Source organism: Micromonospora sp. NBRC 107095 (assembly GCF_030269705.1).
Classification (GTDB): Bacteria; Actinomycetota; Actinomycetes; order Mycobacteriales; family Micromonosporaceae; genus Micromonospora; species Micromonospora parva.
Genome location: NZ_BSTU01000001.1, coordinates 531,317 through 546,584 on the forward strand (window position 1 = coordinate 531,317; position 15,268 = coordinate 546,584).

Here is a 15,268-nt window from a genome sequence, read left to right on the forward strand (position 1 = left end):
CGGCTCCGGAACGGGATGTTATCGCCTCCCCGACACCCTGGCCGGCCGCCGCCGGCCAGCCATTGTGATCTTGGTGCCACCTTGTAGGTTGTACGCGATACCTGTGGCCTGTTCTCGGAAGGGGAGGTGGCCGTGACCGCATGGGAGCCGGCCACGGAGGCCGAGGTGGCGATGCGCGACGCGCTGCGCGCCAACGACCAGGAGCTCTACTTCCGGCTCCTGTCCCGCACCGATGTGCTGCTGCCGGTCTCCGCGCCGACGCGGCCCGGCCAGCCGCCCGCCGGATGGGGCACCTGGACCACCGGCGGCCGGACCCACGTCCTGGCCTTCACCTCCGCCGCCGCACTGCGGGCCTGCCTGGGCGACAACGCCGGCAGCAACCGGCGCATCCCCTTCGCCGATCTCGCGGCCAATTGGCCCAACCACGAGTGGTGGCTCGCCGTCAATCCGGGCCTGCCGGTCGAGGGTTACCTGCCGGCCTGGTTCGTGTCGCAGCTGTCCCGGGGCGACGTGCGACTGCCCGGCCGGACCATGGGCGCCCGCGCTCGGCTGGAGCGGGCCGAGACGTTGGCCCGCACCCGGCCCGGCATGCCACCTCGCGACGCCGCGCCCGCCGCCGGGCCGTCCCCGGCGACCGGGGCGGCCTCGTCCGGGCCCGAGAGTGCTCCGATCTCGCCCAGAAGGCCCAGCCGGGGTGGACTGCCCCGGGTCGGTACGCCGTCGGTGCCCGGCCCGGCACCCCGGCCACCCGTTCCCGCCGAGCCGCCGCGCCGCGCCGGCCAGGAGGACCTGCCCGCCGCCGGCCAGCGGCACCCGAGCGAGCCGCCCCGGCCCGCACCCGGCACCGGAGCCCTGCCCCGCACCGGCCGGCCGTCCCGGTTCACCCCGTTGGCGTCAGCCGTCCCCACCACCGAGGGGCCGAGTGTGGGCTGGCCGGCGGCGACCCGGCCGGGCGACGACGGCCCCGCAGTGGGTAACGGCAACAGCGGCCCCCAGGCGGCGCCCCGGCGCTCCTTCTTCGATCCCAGCCCCGCCCGCGATCCGGCCCCGAGCGGGGGTCGTCAGGGTGACCGGGCGGTCCCGCCGACCCGGTTCGGGCGAGGCAGCCAGCCCTTTCCCCGCCGTCGCCCAGCCGATGCGCCGGCCGACGAGACGGCGACCCGGGCCTTCCAGGTGGCAGCGGACCCGGCAGTCACCCAGCCGATCCGTCGGCCGGAGGGTGGCCTCGGCACGTCCCGGAGGGTGGACGCAGCGGCATCCGGTGAGGAGATCACCCAGCCGCTGCCGCCGCGTCGGCACAACCCGCTTGCCGAGGAGCCCACCCGCGCGTTCCGGGTGACCGGTGAACCTCCCCTGACCGGTGCGCCTGGGCGGCCGGACCCCTCGGCGGAGGCGACGCAGGCCATCCCGCAGGACCGACCGGGCCGGTTCGGACCGGCGGAGGACCTGCCGGCGTCGGTCGCGGAACCGGTCTCCGGGCCACCCGCGCCGCGCCGCGGCTTCACGCCCATCGTCATCGAGGGCACCATCATCGAGTCCCGCGACCTCACCGACCCGGTCGAGAACGGCACGCCGGCAGAGACCGCCCACCGGCCCAGCCCCGCAGAGGCCGCCCCGCCACCGTTCGGTTCGCCGCCCCCCGGTCCCGGCCTGTTCGTTTCCTCGTCTCCCGGCCCCAGCTCCGCCGAGGCCGCCCCACCACCGTTCAGTTCGTCGCCCCCCGGTCCCGGCCTGTTCGATCCGTCGCCCCCCGGCCCCTCCGCGCCCGCGTCGTTCAACCTCGGTCAAACGGTTGCGAGCCCGCCCGTCCCGCACCCCGCGACTCCGACGGAGGCCGGCGCTGCCGGCGGTGATCCGGGTTCCGACGGCCGTGTCGACACCCCGCCCAGTGCCGACCCTGCCGACGGCGGTGCTCCGGCGGCCGGCCTGACCGGCTCGGAGCAGACCGGCGGCGAGAGTGCGTTCGGCGGCGACGGTCCGCACCCTCCGGCCGACGAGCCGGCGTCGGTCGAGTTCGAGCCGGCCAACACGGTCGAGGAGGACCTGCTCAGCGCCGCCAGCTCCGGCAGCACCGACACCTTCCTGTCCACCCTGCTGCTGGCCCGGGTGCTGCTTCCGGCGGCACCGGACTCGGCGCCGGGAAGCCGCCCGGGAGATACCGGCTTCGTCTGGCGTACCGGGCAACTCGACGGCGAGACGTACGTGGTGGTCTACACGTCGCCGGAGCGCCTCGCCGACCATGTAGACGAGGACGTCGACACGGTCCGGGTGAAGTTCGCCCAACTGATCCGGCGCTGGCCCGACGAGGACTGGTCCTTCGCCGTCAACCCGGGCACGCCGGTCGGTGCGAAGTTGCCCGGCGAGCAGATCGTCGCGTTGGCCAACTGGGCCGCCGAGGTGGGGCTCGGCGACGACCTGGAAGTCGACCAGGTGGAAGCGCCGGCCGCGGCCGAGCCGGCCGCCCGCCCCCGCTACGCCCCAGCGGCTGTCGACCCGACCCGCCCGACGGTCATGCAGAAGGCGATCGCACCGAGCCAGCTCGCGTACTACCTGGACCGTGGGTACGACCGGGTGTCCGGGTTCGTGCACCGGGCCGGTGAACTGTCCCACCTGACCACACCGGCTCAGCTGCACGAGGCGCTCGGCCTCAGCTACCCCGGCTCGCCGTTCGCCCCGGACGCCGACGAGATCTACGTGCTGCGCTGGCCGGCGCACCGGCCGAGTCTCTACCGCATCCCCTACGGCGGTCAGAACGAGTCGGCGATGCGGGCCATGGAGGGCTGGGTCATCGAACGCCCGCCGTTCCGGGGCAACGGCTTCGCGCCGGGCGAGAGCAGCGACGTGGTGGCGGAGTTCAAAGTGGACAGCGCGCGCCTGCCGCACGGCGCCCAACTCTGGCGGATCGGCGCGGACGGCACCGAGCGGGTGGTCGCGGAGCTGGACACCGACTCGGTCACCTGGCGACGGGTCGGGGAGGCGTGATGCGCGACGGTTACGTGGCCCGGTGGCAGGGCCGGGAATACCAGGCCAGCCCGGACGGCGACGACATCCGCCTCTACCAGCCCGAGCCCGGTGAGGGCTTCGAGGAGGTCCGGGCGGGCCGTTACGTCCGGGTGCTGCCGGCGAGCGAGATCGAGGATCTGGCGTACGTGCGGACCACCTGCACCTGGCAGGGCCAGCCGTTCATCGTGCTCGGCGAGCACGACGCGTGGCTGCGGGTGGAGTACACCGGTGGTCGCTGGCCGGTGGCCGAGGCGATGCGGCTGGAGGTCTTCGACTTCGGCGTCTACCAGGGTTGGGCGCCGGCCGCAGAGGTCACCGACCTGCGGGAGCAGCGGGTCTGACCGTCAGGTCTTCGCCCACCGCAGGATCTCACCGAGCACCAGCTCCGGTGCCTCCAGGTGCGGGAAGTGCCCCACCCCGTCGAGCAGTCGCCACTCGTACGGGGCGACGACGTACCGGCCGGAGCCCAGTGCGGTCCGGGGCAGGGAGGCGGCGTCCAGGGCGCCGTGCAGTTGCAGGGTCGGGGTGGACAGCGGCTTCTGCATCAGCCGGACGAACCGGTAGCCGTGCAGCCGCAGCAGGGAGCGGAACGCCCAGCGGTAACCCTCCAGCGCGCAGAACGCGGCCTGCGGGATGCACATCGCCTCCCGGCACCGCTCGGCGTACGCCTCGAAGTCTTGCCCGGCCACCCACTGTGGGCCGCCCCATCGGCGCATGATCTCGCCAACCGCCGCGGCGCCGTCGCGGGTCAGCACGTGCTCGTAGCGGGGTAGCTGGAACTTCAACGCCGGCGTGGAGGCGGTGAACTGCCCGCGCGGGTCGGCGAAGATGGCGGCGCGCAGCCGCAACGGGTGCGGTGCCGCCAGCACCACGAGCCGGCGGACCAGGGACGGGTGGAACGAGGCCACTGTCCAGGCCACCATGCCACCGAGTCCGCTGCCGACGATGGTCGCGGATCGTTCGCCGAGCGCGCGGATCAGCCCGGCGATGTCGGCGGCGAGGGTGTAGCCGTCGTACCCCCGGGGTGGCTTGTCGCTGGCACCGTAGCCGCGCAGGTCGACGGCGACCGCCCGGAAGCCGGCGTCGGCGATCGCCGGCAGCATCTGGTGCCAGGCCCACCAGTGCTCGGGGAAGCCGTGCAGGAAGAGCACCATCGGCCCGGTGCCGGCCTCGACCACGTGGAAACGGCTGCCGTTGGCGCCGACGAAACGGTGCGTCCACGGCCCCTCGGTGAGGACACAGGACTCGTCGACGGCTCCGTCGCGCTGGTCGGTCATGGCAGACAGCCTAGGACCCGGTTGCCGCAGGCGGCCCCGGTGGTCGCGTTGAACAGGGGAAAGCCCCGGGTTGTCCCGGACCGGGGCCAGGGGAGCGGGCTCGATCGTCAGTGGGGGAAGCCGGTCCGCGTTGTCTCCGGGTGTCGTACAACGGGCGACGCCCGGGCAGTTGACCTGCCCGGGCGTCGCTGGTTGATGCGGGATCAGTGGTCAGCTGATCCGGATCTTCATCGAGGTGCCGTCCTGCTCCAGAACCTTGATCTTGACACCGGTCGCGGGGAGCTTGACGCCGTGGTTCGGCAGCTCCTCGTAGAAGTACTTCTTGGTGTCGTCGAACAGCGGCTCAGCGGCCTGGCCACGGATGTACTGCGGCTGGCTGTTGAGGTGCAGGGTGAACGAGTCGGCCTTGTTCAGGCTGAACGGTGCGTCGTAGATCTGGACGCGGGCCCGCCACGGTGCCCCGGTCAGGTTGTAGATCGGGCGCGGGTGCGCGTCGATGTACAGGTTGCGACCCTCACCGGGGTGACCACCCGGGTTGGTCGGGGAGGCCGGGGCGGTGTTGTTGTCCGACCAGCGGGTGTTCCAGTACGAGATGAGCAGGCCCTCCTGGTACGCGTAGTGGTCCACCCAGTCCGGGCGGGTGTTCGCGTAGCCGAAGAAGTACGGGCCGGTCTTCAGGTACTTGTCGTACGAGACGTACGACCGGTTGCCGGCGATGTAGAAGTTGTCGAACAGTCGGGTGTAGGTCGCCCCGACCACCTCGAACTTCTCCAGGGCCCAACCGGCGTCGGTCTCGGCGCCGTCGCTGAACACGGTCTGGCCGTCGGCGGTCACGGTGATCGCGTCACCGAAGAAGCCGCCCTCGGAGACACCACCGTCGGTGACGTAGTGCAGGCGGACCTGCGCCACCTTCCCGGCGAGCGAGGTCAGCGGGATGTTGATGTCCGCCCAGGCGCCGTTGCTGGTGCCGTCGAGGGCCGGGCGGCCGGCGCCGTCCACGCCGATCGGCTCGCCGTTGACGGTGCCGTCCAGGTCGGTCCAGGTCTGACCGCCGTCCGTCGACGCCTCGAAGTAGAGGTAGTCGTAGTTCTCCTCGATGCTGTACTTGCCCTTGAGCGACAGCGCCGCCGAGGACTTGCCGGTGAGGTCGAACGTCCTCGTCATCTTGCTGTCGAGGTTGTCCTCGTTACCGGAGAAGTACTGCTTGGAGCCCTCGAACGGCGGACCGTAGTTGAAGGTGTATTCCCTCTGGGGCAGCACGACCACGACGGCCTGTGCTTCCTTCGAGTTGTACTCCTGTGGGCCGAGCTTCAGCGTCTGCTTCTGCCCCGCCACGACCACCTCGTAGTCGAGCCAGCCGAGCTGGAACTTGTTCCACGCGCCGAGGTCGCCGCCACGGTCGCCGATGCCGGCGTCGTTCTTCGCGCCGAGCCGGCTCTGGGCCATCAGGGTCCAGTGCTCGTTGCTGTTGTCGGCCGGGCCGTAGTCGTCCGGCAGGCCCAGGTCGTGGCCGTACTCGTGGTAGAAGACGCTGCGGCCACCGTTTTCCGGCTGGATCGTGTAGTCGCGGATCCAGACGCCGGTGTTGCCGATCTGGGTGCCGCCGATCGGGAAGTTCGGCGGGCCCACGGGCGAGCTGTTGAACGCCGACCAACGGTGGCTCCAGATCGCGTCCTCACCCTGCTGCGGGTCACCGTCGGCCTGGTCGCCGCCGGAGTGGACGATCTGGAAGTGGTCGATGTAGCCGTCCGACTCGTTGAAGTCGCCGTCACCGTCGTAGTCGAAACGGTCCCACTGGTCGAAGGACTTCATCTCGGCGGCGATCTGCTCGTCCGTCCGGCCCTTGGCCTTCTGGTCGGCGACCCACTGGTTGGCGGCGTCGCGGATCAGGTTCCAGGTGTTCGAGCAGACGTTGTCGCCGCAGACGGCGGGGTCGCCGGTCGGGTCGTCGTCGGCCTTCGGGTCGTCGGAACGACCGTAACGGGCCTCGTTGTACCGGACCTTGACCCAGTCGGTCACCTCACCCTCGACGGTGTAGCGACCGGAGGACTGAGCCTCGTAGTACTGCTTGAGTGACTCGTCGCCCGGGTTGGTGCCGAAGTAGAGCTGGCGGAAGTGCTCCGGGCTGAAATCCGGCTGCCAGATGGTGGAGTTGTCCACGGCCCGGTTGGGCTCGGGGATCTTGTTGTGCAACGGACCGTCGAACGTCGCCGGTCCGGCGATGTCCGGGTTCATGTCCTTGTCCGGGTAGGACGGGTGGCGCTCGTCGCCGAACTCGGCCAGGATCACGAAGATCTTGTCGGTCCGCTCACGCTTGAGCTCGACGTACTGATCCCTGGTCTCCTGGCCGCCGCCGGCGGCGGAGCGCGCCTTGGCGTTGGTGCCCGTCTTGCCGACCTGGCCGACCTTGACGACAGTGCTGCCGTTGCGCTCGATCGGCTTGCTGCGCCCGCTCAGCACGTCGGCGAGGCCCTGCTCACGCAGCTCGCGGCGCTTGTCCTCGAGCTTGTCGGGGAGCTCATCCTTCAGCGCCTGTGGTTCGGCAGCGGCCGGTGCCGCTGCCGGCAGTTTGGGCTGCGGGGCGGCCGAGGCGGACGGGCCGAACGCCAGGCCTGTCGCCGTCAGTGAAAGCCCGAGCAGACCCACTGCGACTTTGCGCACGTGGTACCTCCGGTGTGAGGGAACCGGCCCAACGGGGGTACGGGCCGGTGGGAGATCGATCCCACTAGTGGGACCATTGGTGAACATAGTTACTGGCGGGACGGGTGGGAAGACGGACGCGTCGATTTGTTGCAAGATTTTGTTGGGAATGCTTTTCACCGTCACACCCCACCGGTTCATCAGCCGTGCTGAGCAGTGCAGACCCGGACGTGAACGTATACAACGACATCTCTCGATCAAATTGATCGCACATACGACAGTGGGGCCGGCAGCGTCTCCGCCACCGGCCCCACCGTTTCAGTTGTCGATCTGCGAAACCGTTACTTCCTGGCCGGCGTCACGTAGATCGTGGCGGACGAGTTGTCCGCAGCCGCCTTCTTGATGGTGAGCGAGACGCCGTAGTTCACACCCTGGTCACCGGGGTTGCCGGTGCCCAGCACGATCGCGCCACCGCCCAGGGTCACGCCGTAGAACTCCGGCGCCGGGCTGCCGTCCGGGTTGGTGACCCGGGTGGTGTACGGCGCGTTGTCACGCGACGGCACGACCACCGACGCGTCGTTGTCCCGGGCGTACGCCGCGCCATCGCGCATCTCGATGCCCGGGTACCAGCCCTTGGCGTCGGTGAACGCCTTGACCGGCGCCTGGCCCTTGAACTTCGTGCAGTACGAGCTGTACGGCTCGTCCGCCGCCTCCAGGCACTCGGTGAACGGGTAGGTCCGCTGCAACGAGAAGGCCGCGTTGGACGACTGCGGACGGCTGGGCAGGTTGTCCGTCACCGACGGGTCCTTCTCCGCCGCCTCACCCGTACGCCGGTACGGGTCGAAGTGCGAGTCGACGATGAGCAGGCCGCCCTTCGCGCCGTAGCTGGGCAGCGCGGTCATCTGCCCGGTGACGTGGTTGACGTCGCCGAGCGCGGTGTCCCGGTACCAGACCAGCATGCCCGGCGCGTTGTACTTGATCCGGTCGACCTTCCACGCCTCGTGGGAGTAGATGGTGTCGTAGGTGTACTGAAGGCCCTTGTCGAAGCCGTCGAAGTTGCGCCACTCCGCCAGGTAGTACTGGGCGTGGACCTCGGTGCCGCTGGAGACCTTCCAGCCCGCGCCGGTGGTGTCGACGAAGGTGCCGCCGGTGGCGGTCCAGCCGTTGTCGCCGCCCTCGACGTCGTCACTCCAGGTGGTGGCGCCGCCGCCGGTGACCGAGAAGTCGTCGACGAACCAGTTGCGCTCCTCGAACGCCTCGTCGGTGGCGAGGCGCAGCCGCAGCTGCACGGTCGTCCCCGCGTACGCCGACAGGTCGACGTAGTCGTGCCGCCAGCCGTCGGTGCTGCCGGTCAGGCCGTACTTCTTGCCGCCGAAGTCGTTCATCCGGCCGTTCGGGTCCGGGTAGCCGTCCGGCGTGGTGACGACAGTGCCACCCTCGTCGTACAACTTCTGCTCGGTCCAGGTCGTGCCGCCGTCGGTGGAGAGCTCGACGAAGCCGTAGTCCCAGTCCTCCTCGATGATGTAGTTGTTCCACATCCAGAACTTCGAGTCGGCGGCCGCCGGCACGTCGACCGAGCGGCTGAGCTTGACGTCGGCCCACTCCTGGTCGTTGTTGCTGTGCCACATCTTGGTGCCGCTGTGCGGGGTCGCCAGCGTCGTCACCTTGTCCGGCAGGTCGACCTTGATGCCGTCCTCGGAGTCGATCGGGGTACGCGACGTCTGGCCGAGCTTCACCTCACGGGGGTTCGACCCGGGGCGGATGGTCAGCGGGTCGGCCCAACCGAGCACCCACTTGTCCCAGATGCCCATGTGCGTCGGCAGCGCCTGGAAGATCTCACCCGAGTGCGAGCCCGAGGCCATCAGGTCCCAGAAGTCCACGTCGGAGTCGGCGTTGCCGGACGTGTCGTAGAGGTCCGGCAGGCCCAGGTCGTGGCCGAACTCGTGAGCGAAGACGCCGACACCGGCGTCCTCCGGCTGCACGATGTAGTTCGACGCCTTGAGGTTGGTGCCCGGGATGGTGTAGCCACCGGCGATCGTGGAGGAGTGCGCCCACACGGCGTACACGCCCTCGGCGCCGCCGCCACGGGACTTGCCCTGACCGGCGTGCACCAGCACGAGGTGGTCGATCACGCCGTCCGGCTCGTAGACGTTGCCGTCACCGTCGCGGTCGGCCTGGTCCTCGATGTCGTAGTCGGCCCAGGGGAAGTTCGGGTCCTTCGCGACGAGCGCGTCGATCGCGTCGGTCGCCAGGCGGCCCGCACCGGCCGGGTTGTCCGGGTGGCCATTCATCGACTGCTCACGGCCGGGAACCCAGGCGCCGGTCTCGTCCTGGAAGCAGCGGTTGGCCGCGTACCAGCCCTCCGAGTGCGGCACGGTGATCCACGGGCTGGCCTGCCCGTCCACCGTGTACGCGTTCTTGGACATCTCCAGGTACATGTTGTGCATGGTGCGGCCGGACAGGTCGATGCCCTTCTTGCCGTCCGGGCCCTTCAGGTCCGTGCGGACCCGCTCGGTGATGCCCTTCTTGCTGTACAGCATCTTGTTGTAGTGCTGCGGCGAGAAGTCCGGCACCCACATCGAGTTGTTGTCCTCGTGGGGCAGGCGCGCCGGGTCCGGGATCTTGTTGTGCTTCGGGCCGTTCTGGACCGTGCCGGGCACGCAGGTGCGGTCCTCGAACACCGTCTTGGGGACCATCACGTCGGTGAAGTCGTCGTTGGCCTTGTCGTTGAACTCGACAAGCAGCGTCAGCAACTTCGCCGTCTGGGTGGTCGGCGCCTTCTTGAACTTGCGCGGGTTCTGGCCCGTCTTCAGCGACTTGGCCTCGTCCTTCGCCAGCTGCCGCGCGGCCACCGGGTTGCCCCGGGCGTGCTTCTGGTCGAACTCGCGCGCGGACTCCACGGCAGGGGTGTAGACGCCACCCTTGCCCTTGACCTCACGGCCGGCGGTGTCCGGCTGCACCTCGGGCTCGGCGTAGTTGATGTAGTACTCGTCCGCCCCGATCACCGCCCGCGGGGTGTCGGACGAAGGCTTGGCGGCCGCGCTGCCACTCACGGTCAGTGACGTGGCCGCGAGGGCGATGACGGGTAGCGCGACGAGTAGTCGTCGGCGCGACCCCGGACGGGAGTTTCTGTTCATGCCACTCCGTTTCTCGGGCAAAGGACGTCGGCCGGATCCGGTGGCATAGGCTCACCGGGCCGTCCGACGAGCGTGAAACTAAATGACAAACAACCCGTACGGCGGGATCGTGATCGATGCGTTATCTGTTTAACTCCCGTGTCACATATGTGCGACGGGCGTGCCTCCACAACAGACAACGGTGGGTGACGGCCCGTCCGGACCGCCACCCACCGTTTGGGTACGACTATCGTCAGTCCTCGTCGGACTTCGCGCCGCCCATTCCCGAGGAGATCAGGTCCATCACCGAGGAGTCCTGCAACGTGGTCACGTCGCCAAGCGACCGGTTCTCCGCCACGTCCCGCAGCAACCGACGCATGATCTTGCCGGAGCGGGTCTTCGGCAGCTCAGGCACCAGCATGATCTGGCGCGGCTTGGCGATCGGGCCGAGCGTCTTCGACACGTGGTTGCGCAGTTCGGCGATGAGTTGCTCGCCCGCGTCACCACTGATGTCGGTGCTGCCCCGCGGGATGGCGAACGCGACGATCGCCTGACCGGTGGTCGGGTCGGTGGCGCCGACGACCGCAGCCTCGGCCACCGACGGGTGCGACACCAACGCCGACTCCACCTCGGTCGTCGAGATGTTGTGCCCGGACACCAACATCACGTCGTCCACCCGGCCGAGCAGCCAGATGTGTCCGTCGTCGTCCTTCTTCGCGCCGTCGCCGGCGAAGTACATCCCCGGGAAACGCGACCAGTACGTGTCGATGAACCGGTCGTCGTCACCCCAGATGGTGCGCAGCATCGACGGCCACGGCTCACGCAGCACCAGGTAGCCGCCACCACCGTTCGGCACCGACTGACCCTGGTCGTCCACCACGTCGGCCACGATGCCCGGCAGCGGCGTCATCGCCGAACCCGGCTTGGCCGCGGTGACCCCCGGCAACGGCGAGATCATGATGGAACCCGTCTCGGTCTGCCACCAGGTGTCCACGACCGGCAGCTCGCCCCGGCCGACGTGCTGGCGGTACCACATCCACGCCTCCGGGTTGATCGGCTCGCCGACGCTGCCCAGCAGGCGCAGGGAGGACAGGTCGAAGCCGGCCGGGATGTCGTCGCCCCACTTCATCATCGTCCGGATCAGGGTGGGTGCGGTGTACAGGGTGGTCACCCCGTACCTGTCGATGATCTCCCAGAACCGGCCCTTGTGCGGCGTGTCCGGGGTGCCCTCGTACATCACCTGGGTGGCGCCGTTGGAGAGCGGGCCGTACACGATGTAGGAGTGCCCGGTGACCCAGCCGATGTCGGCGGTGCACCAGTAGACGTCGGTCTCCGGCTTCAGGTCGAACACCGCGTGCGTCGTGTACGACGCCTGGGTGAGGTAGCCGCCGGTGGTGTGCAGGATGCCCTTCGGGCGGGCCGTGGTGCCGCTGGTGTACAGGATGAACAGGGGGTGCTCGGCGTCGAACGGCTGCGCGGTGTGCTCGGCCGACGCGGTCTCCACCGTCTCGTGCCACCAGTGGTCCTTCTCCGACCACGCCACGTCCTCGCCGGTGCGGCGAACCACGAGGACGTGCTCCACCGACGGGGAATTCGCCACCGCCTCGTCCACAGTGGGCTTCAGCGCCGACGGCTTGCCCCGCCGGTAACCGCCGTCCGCGGTGATCACCACCTTGGCGCTGGCGTCCTGGATCCGGTTGCTCAACGAGTCGGCGGAGAAACCACCGAAGACCACGCTGTGTGCGGCGCCGATCCGGGCGCAGGCCAGCATGGCCACCGCCGCCTCCGGGATCATCGGCAGGTAGATCGCCACCCGGTCGCCGGCGGTCACCCCCAGGTCGGTGAGCGCGTTCGCCGCCCGGCAGGTCAGCGCGTGCAGGTCCGCGTACGTGATGGTGCGGGTGTCGCCCGGCTCGCCCTCCCAGTGGATCGCCACCTTGTCGCCCAGGCCCGCCTCCACGTGCCGGTCCAGGCAGTTGTACGCGACGTTGAGCTGCCCACCCACGAACCACTTCGCGAACGGCGGGTTCGACCAGTCGAGCACCTCATCCCACTTCTTCGACCAGGCCAGCCGGTCGGCCTGCTTCGCCCAGAAGGCCAGCCGGTCGGCCTCGGCCTCGGCATACGCGTCGATGGTGACGTTGGCGTGCGCGGCGAGTTCGGCCGGCGGGGGGAACTGGCGCGTCTCGTTCAGCAGATTGGCCAATGCCTCGCTCATGCCGTGACTCCTCATCCTCGGGGTGACCTGGGTCTCGATGGCACGAGGGTAGTCGCGGGGCCCTCGGCCGGCCACGGCTGCCCACTCCGTCGCGCCGAGTGGCCCCCGCCGCGCGCCCGACGGCCCTGTCCCACCCGCGTCCGGGCCGTCACGCCGTCCGGGCCGCTTGATCAACACGGGTTTCATGGAATCGGGGTGTCCGGCTCGCTGGGACCCCCCCGATTTCAGCAACCCCGTGTTGATCAAGGCCCGGACAGTGGCCGGGTCGCGCCGCCGGGCCGGGTGGTCCGGGCCGTGATGGTCGGGTCGGGTCGGGTGGTCCGGGTCGCGTTGCGGGCGGGTGCGGCCCGCCGGGTCGGGTCGGGTCGTTAGCGTGGCGGGGTGACCACCGACCCGCTCGCCCCGTTGCTCGCGCTCGCCGACATCGCCGCCGCCGTCGAGCAGGCCCGCCAACGGTTCGACCAGGCGCTCGGGCACCGGGCGCTGCGCCGGCACGGCGGACAGGTCGCCGCCGAGGTCAGCCTGCGCTCCGCGGTGGCCAGCGCAGCTCTCGAAGGGGCTGACCACGAGCGCGAGGCGGTCCGGGCCGGTACCGTCACCGACCCGGTGCTCCAGGGTGCGCTGCGGGTCGCCGGGGCGTTGCCGGGCCTGAGCGAGCTGTGGCCGAAGGCGCCCCGCCAGGCCCTCGCGAAGCTGCACGTGCTCGCCGCCCGGGACCTGGTGCCGGAAGCCGAGCTGGGCCGCCCGGTGGCCGACCCCGTCGTCGCCACCCGGCTGGACGGGCTCGCCGGCCTCATCGCCGGTGGCACGAAGGTCTCCCCGTTGGTGCTCGCCGCTGTCGTACACGGGGAGCTTTTGAACCTGCGTCCGTTCGCCGGGCCGTCCGGCGTGGTGGCGCGCGGAGCCGCCCGGCTGGTCCTGCTGGCCACCGGCCTCGACCCACGTGGCCTGCTCGCCGTCGACGTCGGGCACCGCGAGCGGGAACCCGAGTACGTCGGCGCGGCCGGTGCCTTCGCCACCGGCACCCCCGACGGGCTGCGCTCCTGGCTACGCCACTACATGGCGGCCGTCGAGGTCGGCGCCGATCAGCTCACCACCATCGGAGACGAGATCCTCGCCGCCACCTGATCAGTCCCGGCGCCCCAGAACGGCCCGTCCCGCGACCCGAAGACCCGGGCAGGTGGGCGAGGACGGTCAGGCGGTGGTGGCGGCCCGGGTGCGACGGTGCCGCCCGTACCAGGCGATGCCGATGGCCACACCCACCCCGACCCCCAGCGCCGCCGCGGCCACCGGAACCGCAGGCCGTTCCCGCCAGCGCCGGCCCAGCGGGATCGGGTGCCGGAACTCCAGCACCGGCCACGCGTTCTCCGACGCCAGCTTGCGCAACTGCCGGTCCGGGTTGACCACGCTCGGGTGGCCGACGCACTCCAGGAGCGGACGATCGCTGTACGAGTCGGAATAGGCGTACGAATCAGCCAGGTCGTAACCCCGGGCGGCGGCCAACTCGCTGACGGCCTCCACCTTGCTCGGGCCCGCCGCGTAGAACTCGACCTCGCCGCTGTACCGGCCGTCGCGCACCGTCATCCGGGTGGCGATCACGTCGGTCACCCCGAGCAGCTCGCCGATCGGCCGGACCATCTCCTCGCCGGACGCCGACACCAGCACCACGTCCCGCCCAGCCGCCTGGTGCTCCTCGATCAGAGCGGCGGCTTCGGCGTACACGTAAGGGTTGATCAGCTCGTGCAGCGTCTCCGCGACGATCTGACGGACCTGCTCCACCTGCCAGCCCTTGCAGAGCGCAGCCAGGTAGTCCCGTGTTCGGGCCATGGTCTGCTCGTCGGTGCCGCCCAGCCGGAACATCAGCTGCGCGTACGCCGACTTGACCACGTCACGCCGAGTGATCAGCCCGTCCCGGTAGAACGGCCGACCGAACGCCAGGGCGCTCGACTTGGCGATGACGGTCTTGTCCAGATCGAAGAAAGCGGCACTTCGGCCCACGGCGCGAAAGTCTAGCCGGATGGTCTATCGTCGGCGGGTGCCCGGGGTCATGCCACCCCTCAGACCTGCGGGCTTGCAACACCATCTCCGCTCCGCGTGATCACGCTCACACTCCGCGAGGAGATTTTCGCACTGAGTGGAGTCGGCACCACTCGACGTGACGGGCCCGCTCAGGCAGACTTGTCGTACGACGAGCTTTCACATCCTCGAAACAGGCAGACCCTCAGCGGTTGCACCCCCCGTGACCGCTGAGTGGTTCGGCTCGACCCCCCCGGAGCCGAACCTCCGACGACCCCCGTCTCCCCCCGACGGGGGTCGTCCCTTTCTCCTGGGAGCGTGCCACCGCAGCTCATGCTGATGAGCCGCACGCCGACTAGCCTGCCCCCATGGCCACGCCGTTGGACCTCTCCAGTCCGGCCGCGCGTCGGGAAGCGCTTCGGATGGTTGACGTGGACGATCCAGGCCCCCAGCACGCGATGCTCCGTGAGATCTTCGACCTCGAAAGAGCGTGGCGTGAAGGTCCGGACCCGGGCGAGAACGACGAGTACGAGCAGATCTATCTGGCGGCGTTCCTGCTGTTCCTGATCGGCGATCCGGCGGACTCGCCCCGCCTGTACGGGGCGAAGTTCCGCACCGGTGACATGGACCTGGGCATCGGCTTCGATGCGCAGGCGATCTTCGGAGCGGGCACCGGCGAAACGCTCCAGTGGCTCCTGGACAACGGCTACACCGACGAGCACGCGCATCTGTCTGAGTGGCTGTCGCAGGGGGCGGACCCCACGATCGAAGACTGGGCCACGCACGTACGCCGGTACTTCTACTCCGCAAACGGCGCGCTGCGCCTGGATCCGCTCTAGGCGTACACCTGGCCACCCAGGCGTCCGTCCGTCGGTGGCCTTGGCGACGAGGTCCGTCAACCTGGGCGGGTCGGATTCGGCGATGGCCCACCTCGTCGCGGACAGTGCGATCGCCGCGTGGCGGGTAATTTGCCGAACGGGACGAGCTGAGGAGGTAAC

Annotated in this window: 9 protein-coding genes; 4 read left to right on the plus strand and 5 right to left on the minus strand. The window is 70.0% G+C overall.

Annotation, left to right across the window (positions count from 1 at the left end; genetic code table 11):
• Positions 1-132: 132 nt before the first annotated feature.
• Together QSK15_RS02565 and QSK15_RS02570 are read left to right on the plus strand one after the other, a co-directional pair.
• The gene (locus tag QSK15_RS02565) at positions 133-2,982 is read left to right on the plus strand and encodes an SseB family protein (protein WP_285792709.1); all 2,850 of its coding nucleotides are present in this window, start codon (positions 133-135) and stop codon (positions 2,980-2,982) included.
• Positions 2,979-3,344: a UCP033725 family protein gene (locus QSK15_RS02570; protein ID WP_030486287.1), complete on the plus strand. Its 366-nt coding sequence runs from the start codon at positions 2,979-2,981 to the stop codon at positions 3,342-3,344. Before QSK15_RS02565 ends, QSK15_RS02570 begins: the two co-directional genes overlap by 4 nt.
• 3 nt (positions 3,345-3,347) lie before the next feature.
• On the opposite strand, the gene QSK15_RS02575 is transcribed toward QSK15_RS02570, so the two are convergent.
• The 4 genes from QSK15_RS02575 to acs all read right to left on the minus strand — a co-directional run bounded on the left by QSK15_RS02575 (position 3,348) and on the right by acs (position 12,254).
• Positions 3,348-4,280, minus strand: a complete 933-nt coding sequence (locus tag QSK15_RS02575; protein WP_285792710.1) for an alpha/beta fold hydrolase — start codon at positions 4,278-4,280, stop codon at positions 3,348-3,350.
• A gap of 210 nt (positions 4,281-4,490) precedes the next feature.
• Positions 4,491-6,926, minus strand: coding sequence for an immune inhibitor A domain-containing protein (locus QSK15_RS02580; protein ID WP_285794308.1), 2,436 nt, complete (start codon positions 6,924-6,926; stop codon positions 4,491-4,493).
• A 335-nt stretch (positions 6,927-7,261) separates the two neighbouring features.
• Positions 7,262-10,057: an immune inhibitor A domain-containing protein gene (locus tag QSK15_RS02585; protein WP_285792711.1), complete on the minus strand. Its 2,796-nt coding sequence runs from the start codon at positions 10,055-10,057 to the stop codon at positions 7,262-7,264.
• A 232-nt stretch (positions 10,058-10,289) separates the two neighbouring features.
• On the minus strand, positions 10,290-12,254 hold the full coding sequence (acs, locus tag QSK15_RS02590; protein WP_285792712.1) for an acetate--CoA ligase: 1,965 nt from the start codon (positions 12,252-12,254) through the stop codon (positions 10,290-10,292).
• Positions 12,255-12,635: 381 nt separating this feature from the next.
• On the opposite strand from acs, the gene QSK15_RS02595 reads away from it, so the two are divergent.
• The gene (locus QSK15_RS02595; RefSeq protein WP_285792713.1) at positions 12,636-13,382 is read left to right on the plus strand and encodes a Fic family protein; all 747 of its coding nucleotides are present in this window, start codon (positions 12,636-12,638) and stop codon (positions 13,380-13,382) included.
• A gap of 66 nt (positions 13,383-13,448) precedes the next feature.
• On the opposite strand, the gene QSK15_RS02600 is transcribed toward QSK15_RS02595, so the two are convergent.
• Complete coding sequence (locus QSK15_RS02600; RefSeq protein WP_285792714.1) at positions 13,449-14,252, minus strand: HAD family hydrolase; 804 nt, start codon at positions 14,250-14,252, stop codon at positions 13,449-13,451.
• Between the two features lie 386 nt (positions 14,253-14,638).
• Here QSK15_RS02600 and QSK15_RS02605 point away from each other — a divergent pair, with 386 nt between their 5' ends.
• Positions 14,639-15,109: a hypothetical protein gene (locus QSK15_RS02605; protein WP_285792715.1), complete on the plus strand. Its 471-nt coding sequence runs from the start codon at positions 14,639-14,641 to the stop codon at positions 15,107-15,109.
• Positions 15,110-15,268 lie beyond the last annotated feature (159 nt).

Bases quoted from the DNA above. Each gene is read 5' to 3' on its own strand.
- QSK15_RS02575 (WP_285792710.1), bottom strand. From the start codon at position 4,280: ATGACCGACCAGCGCGACGGAGCCGTCGACGAGTCCTGTGTCCTCACC.
- QSK15_RS02585 (WP_285792711.1), bottom strand. From the start codon at position 10,057: ATGAACAGAAACTCCCGTCCGGGGTCGCGCCGACGACTACTCGTCGCG.
- acs (WP_285792712.1), bottom strand. From the start codon at position 12,254: ATGAGCGAGGCATTGGCCAATCTGCTGAACGAGACGCGCCAGTTCCCC.
- QSK15_RS02605 (WP_285792715.1), top strand. From the start codon at position 14,639: ATGGCCACGCCGTTGGACCTCTCCAGTCCGGCCGCGCGTCGGGAAGCG.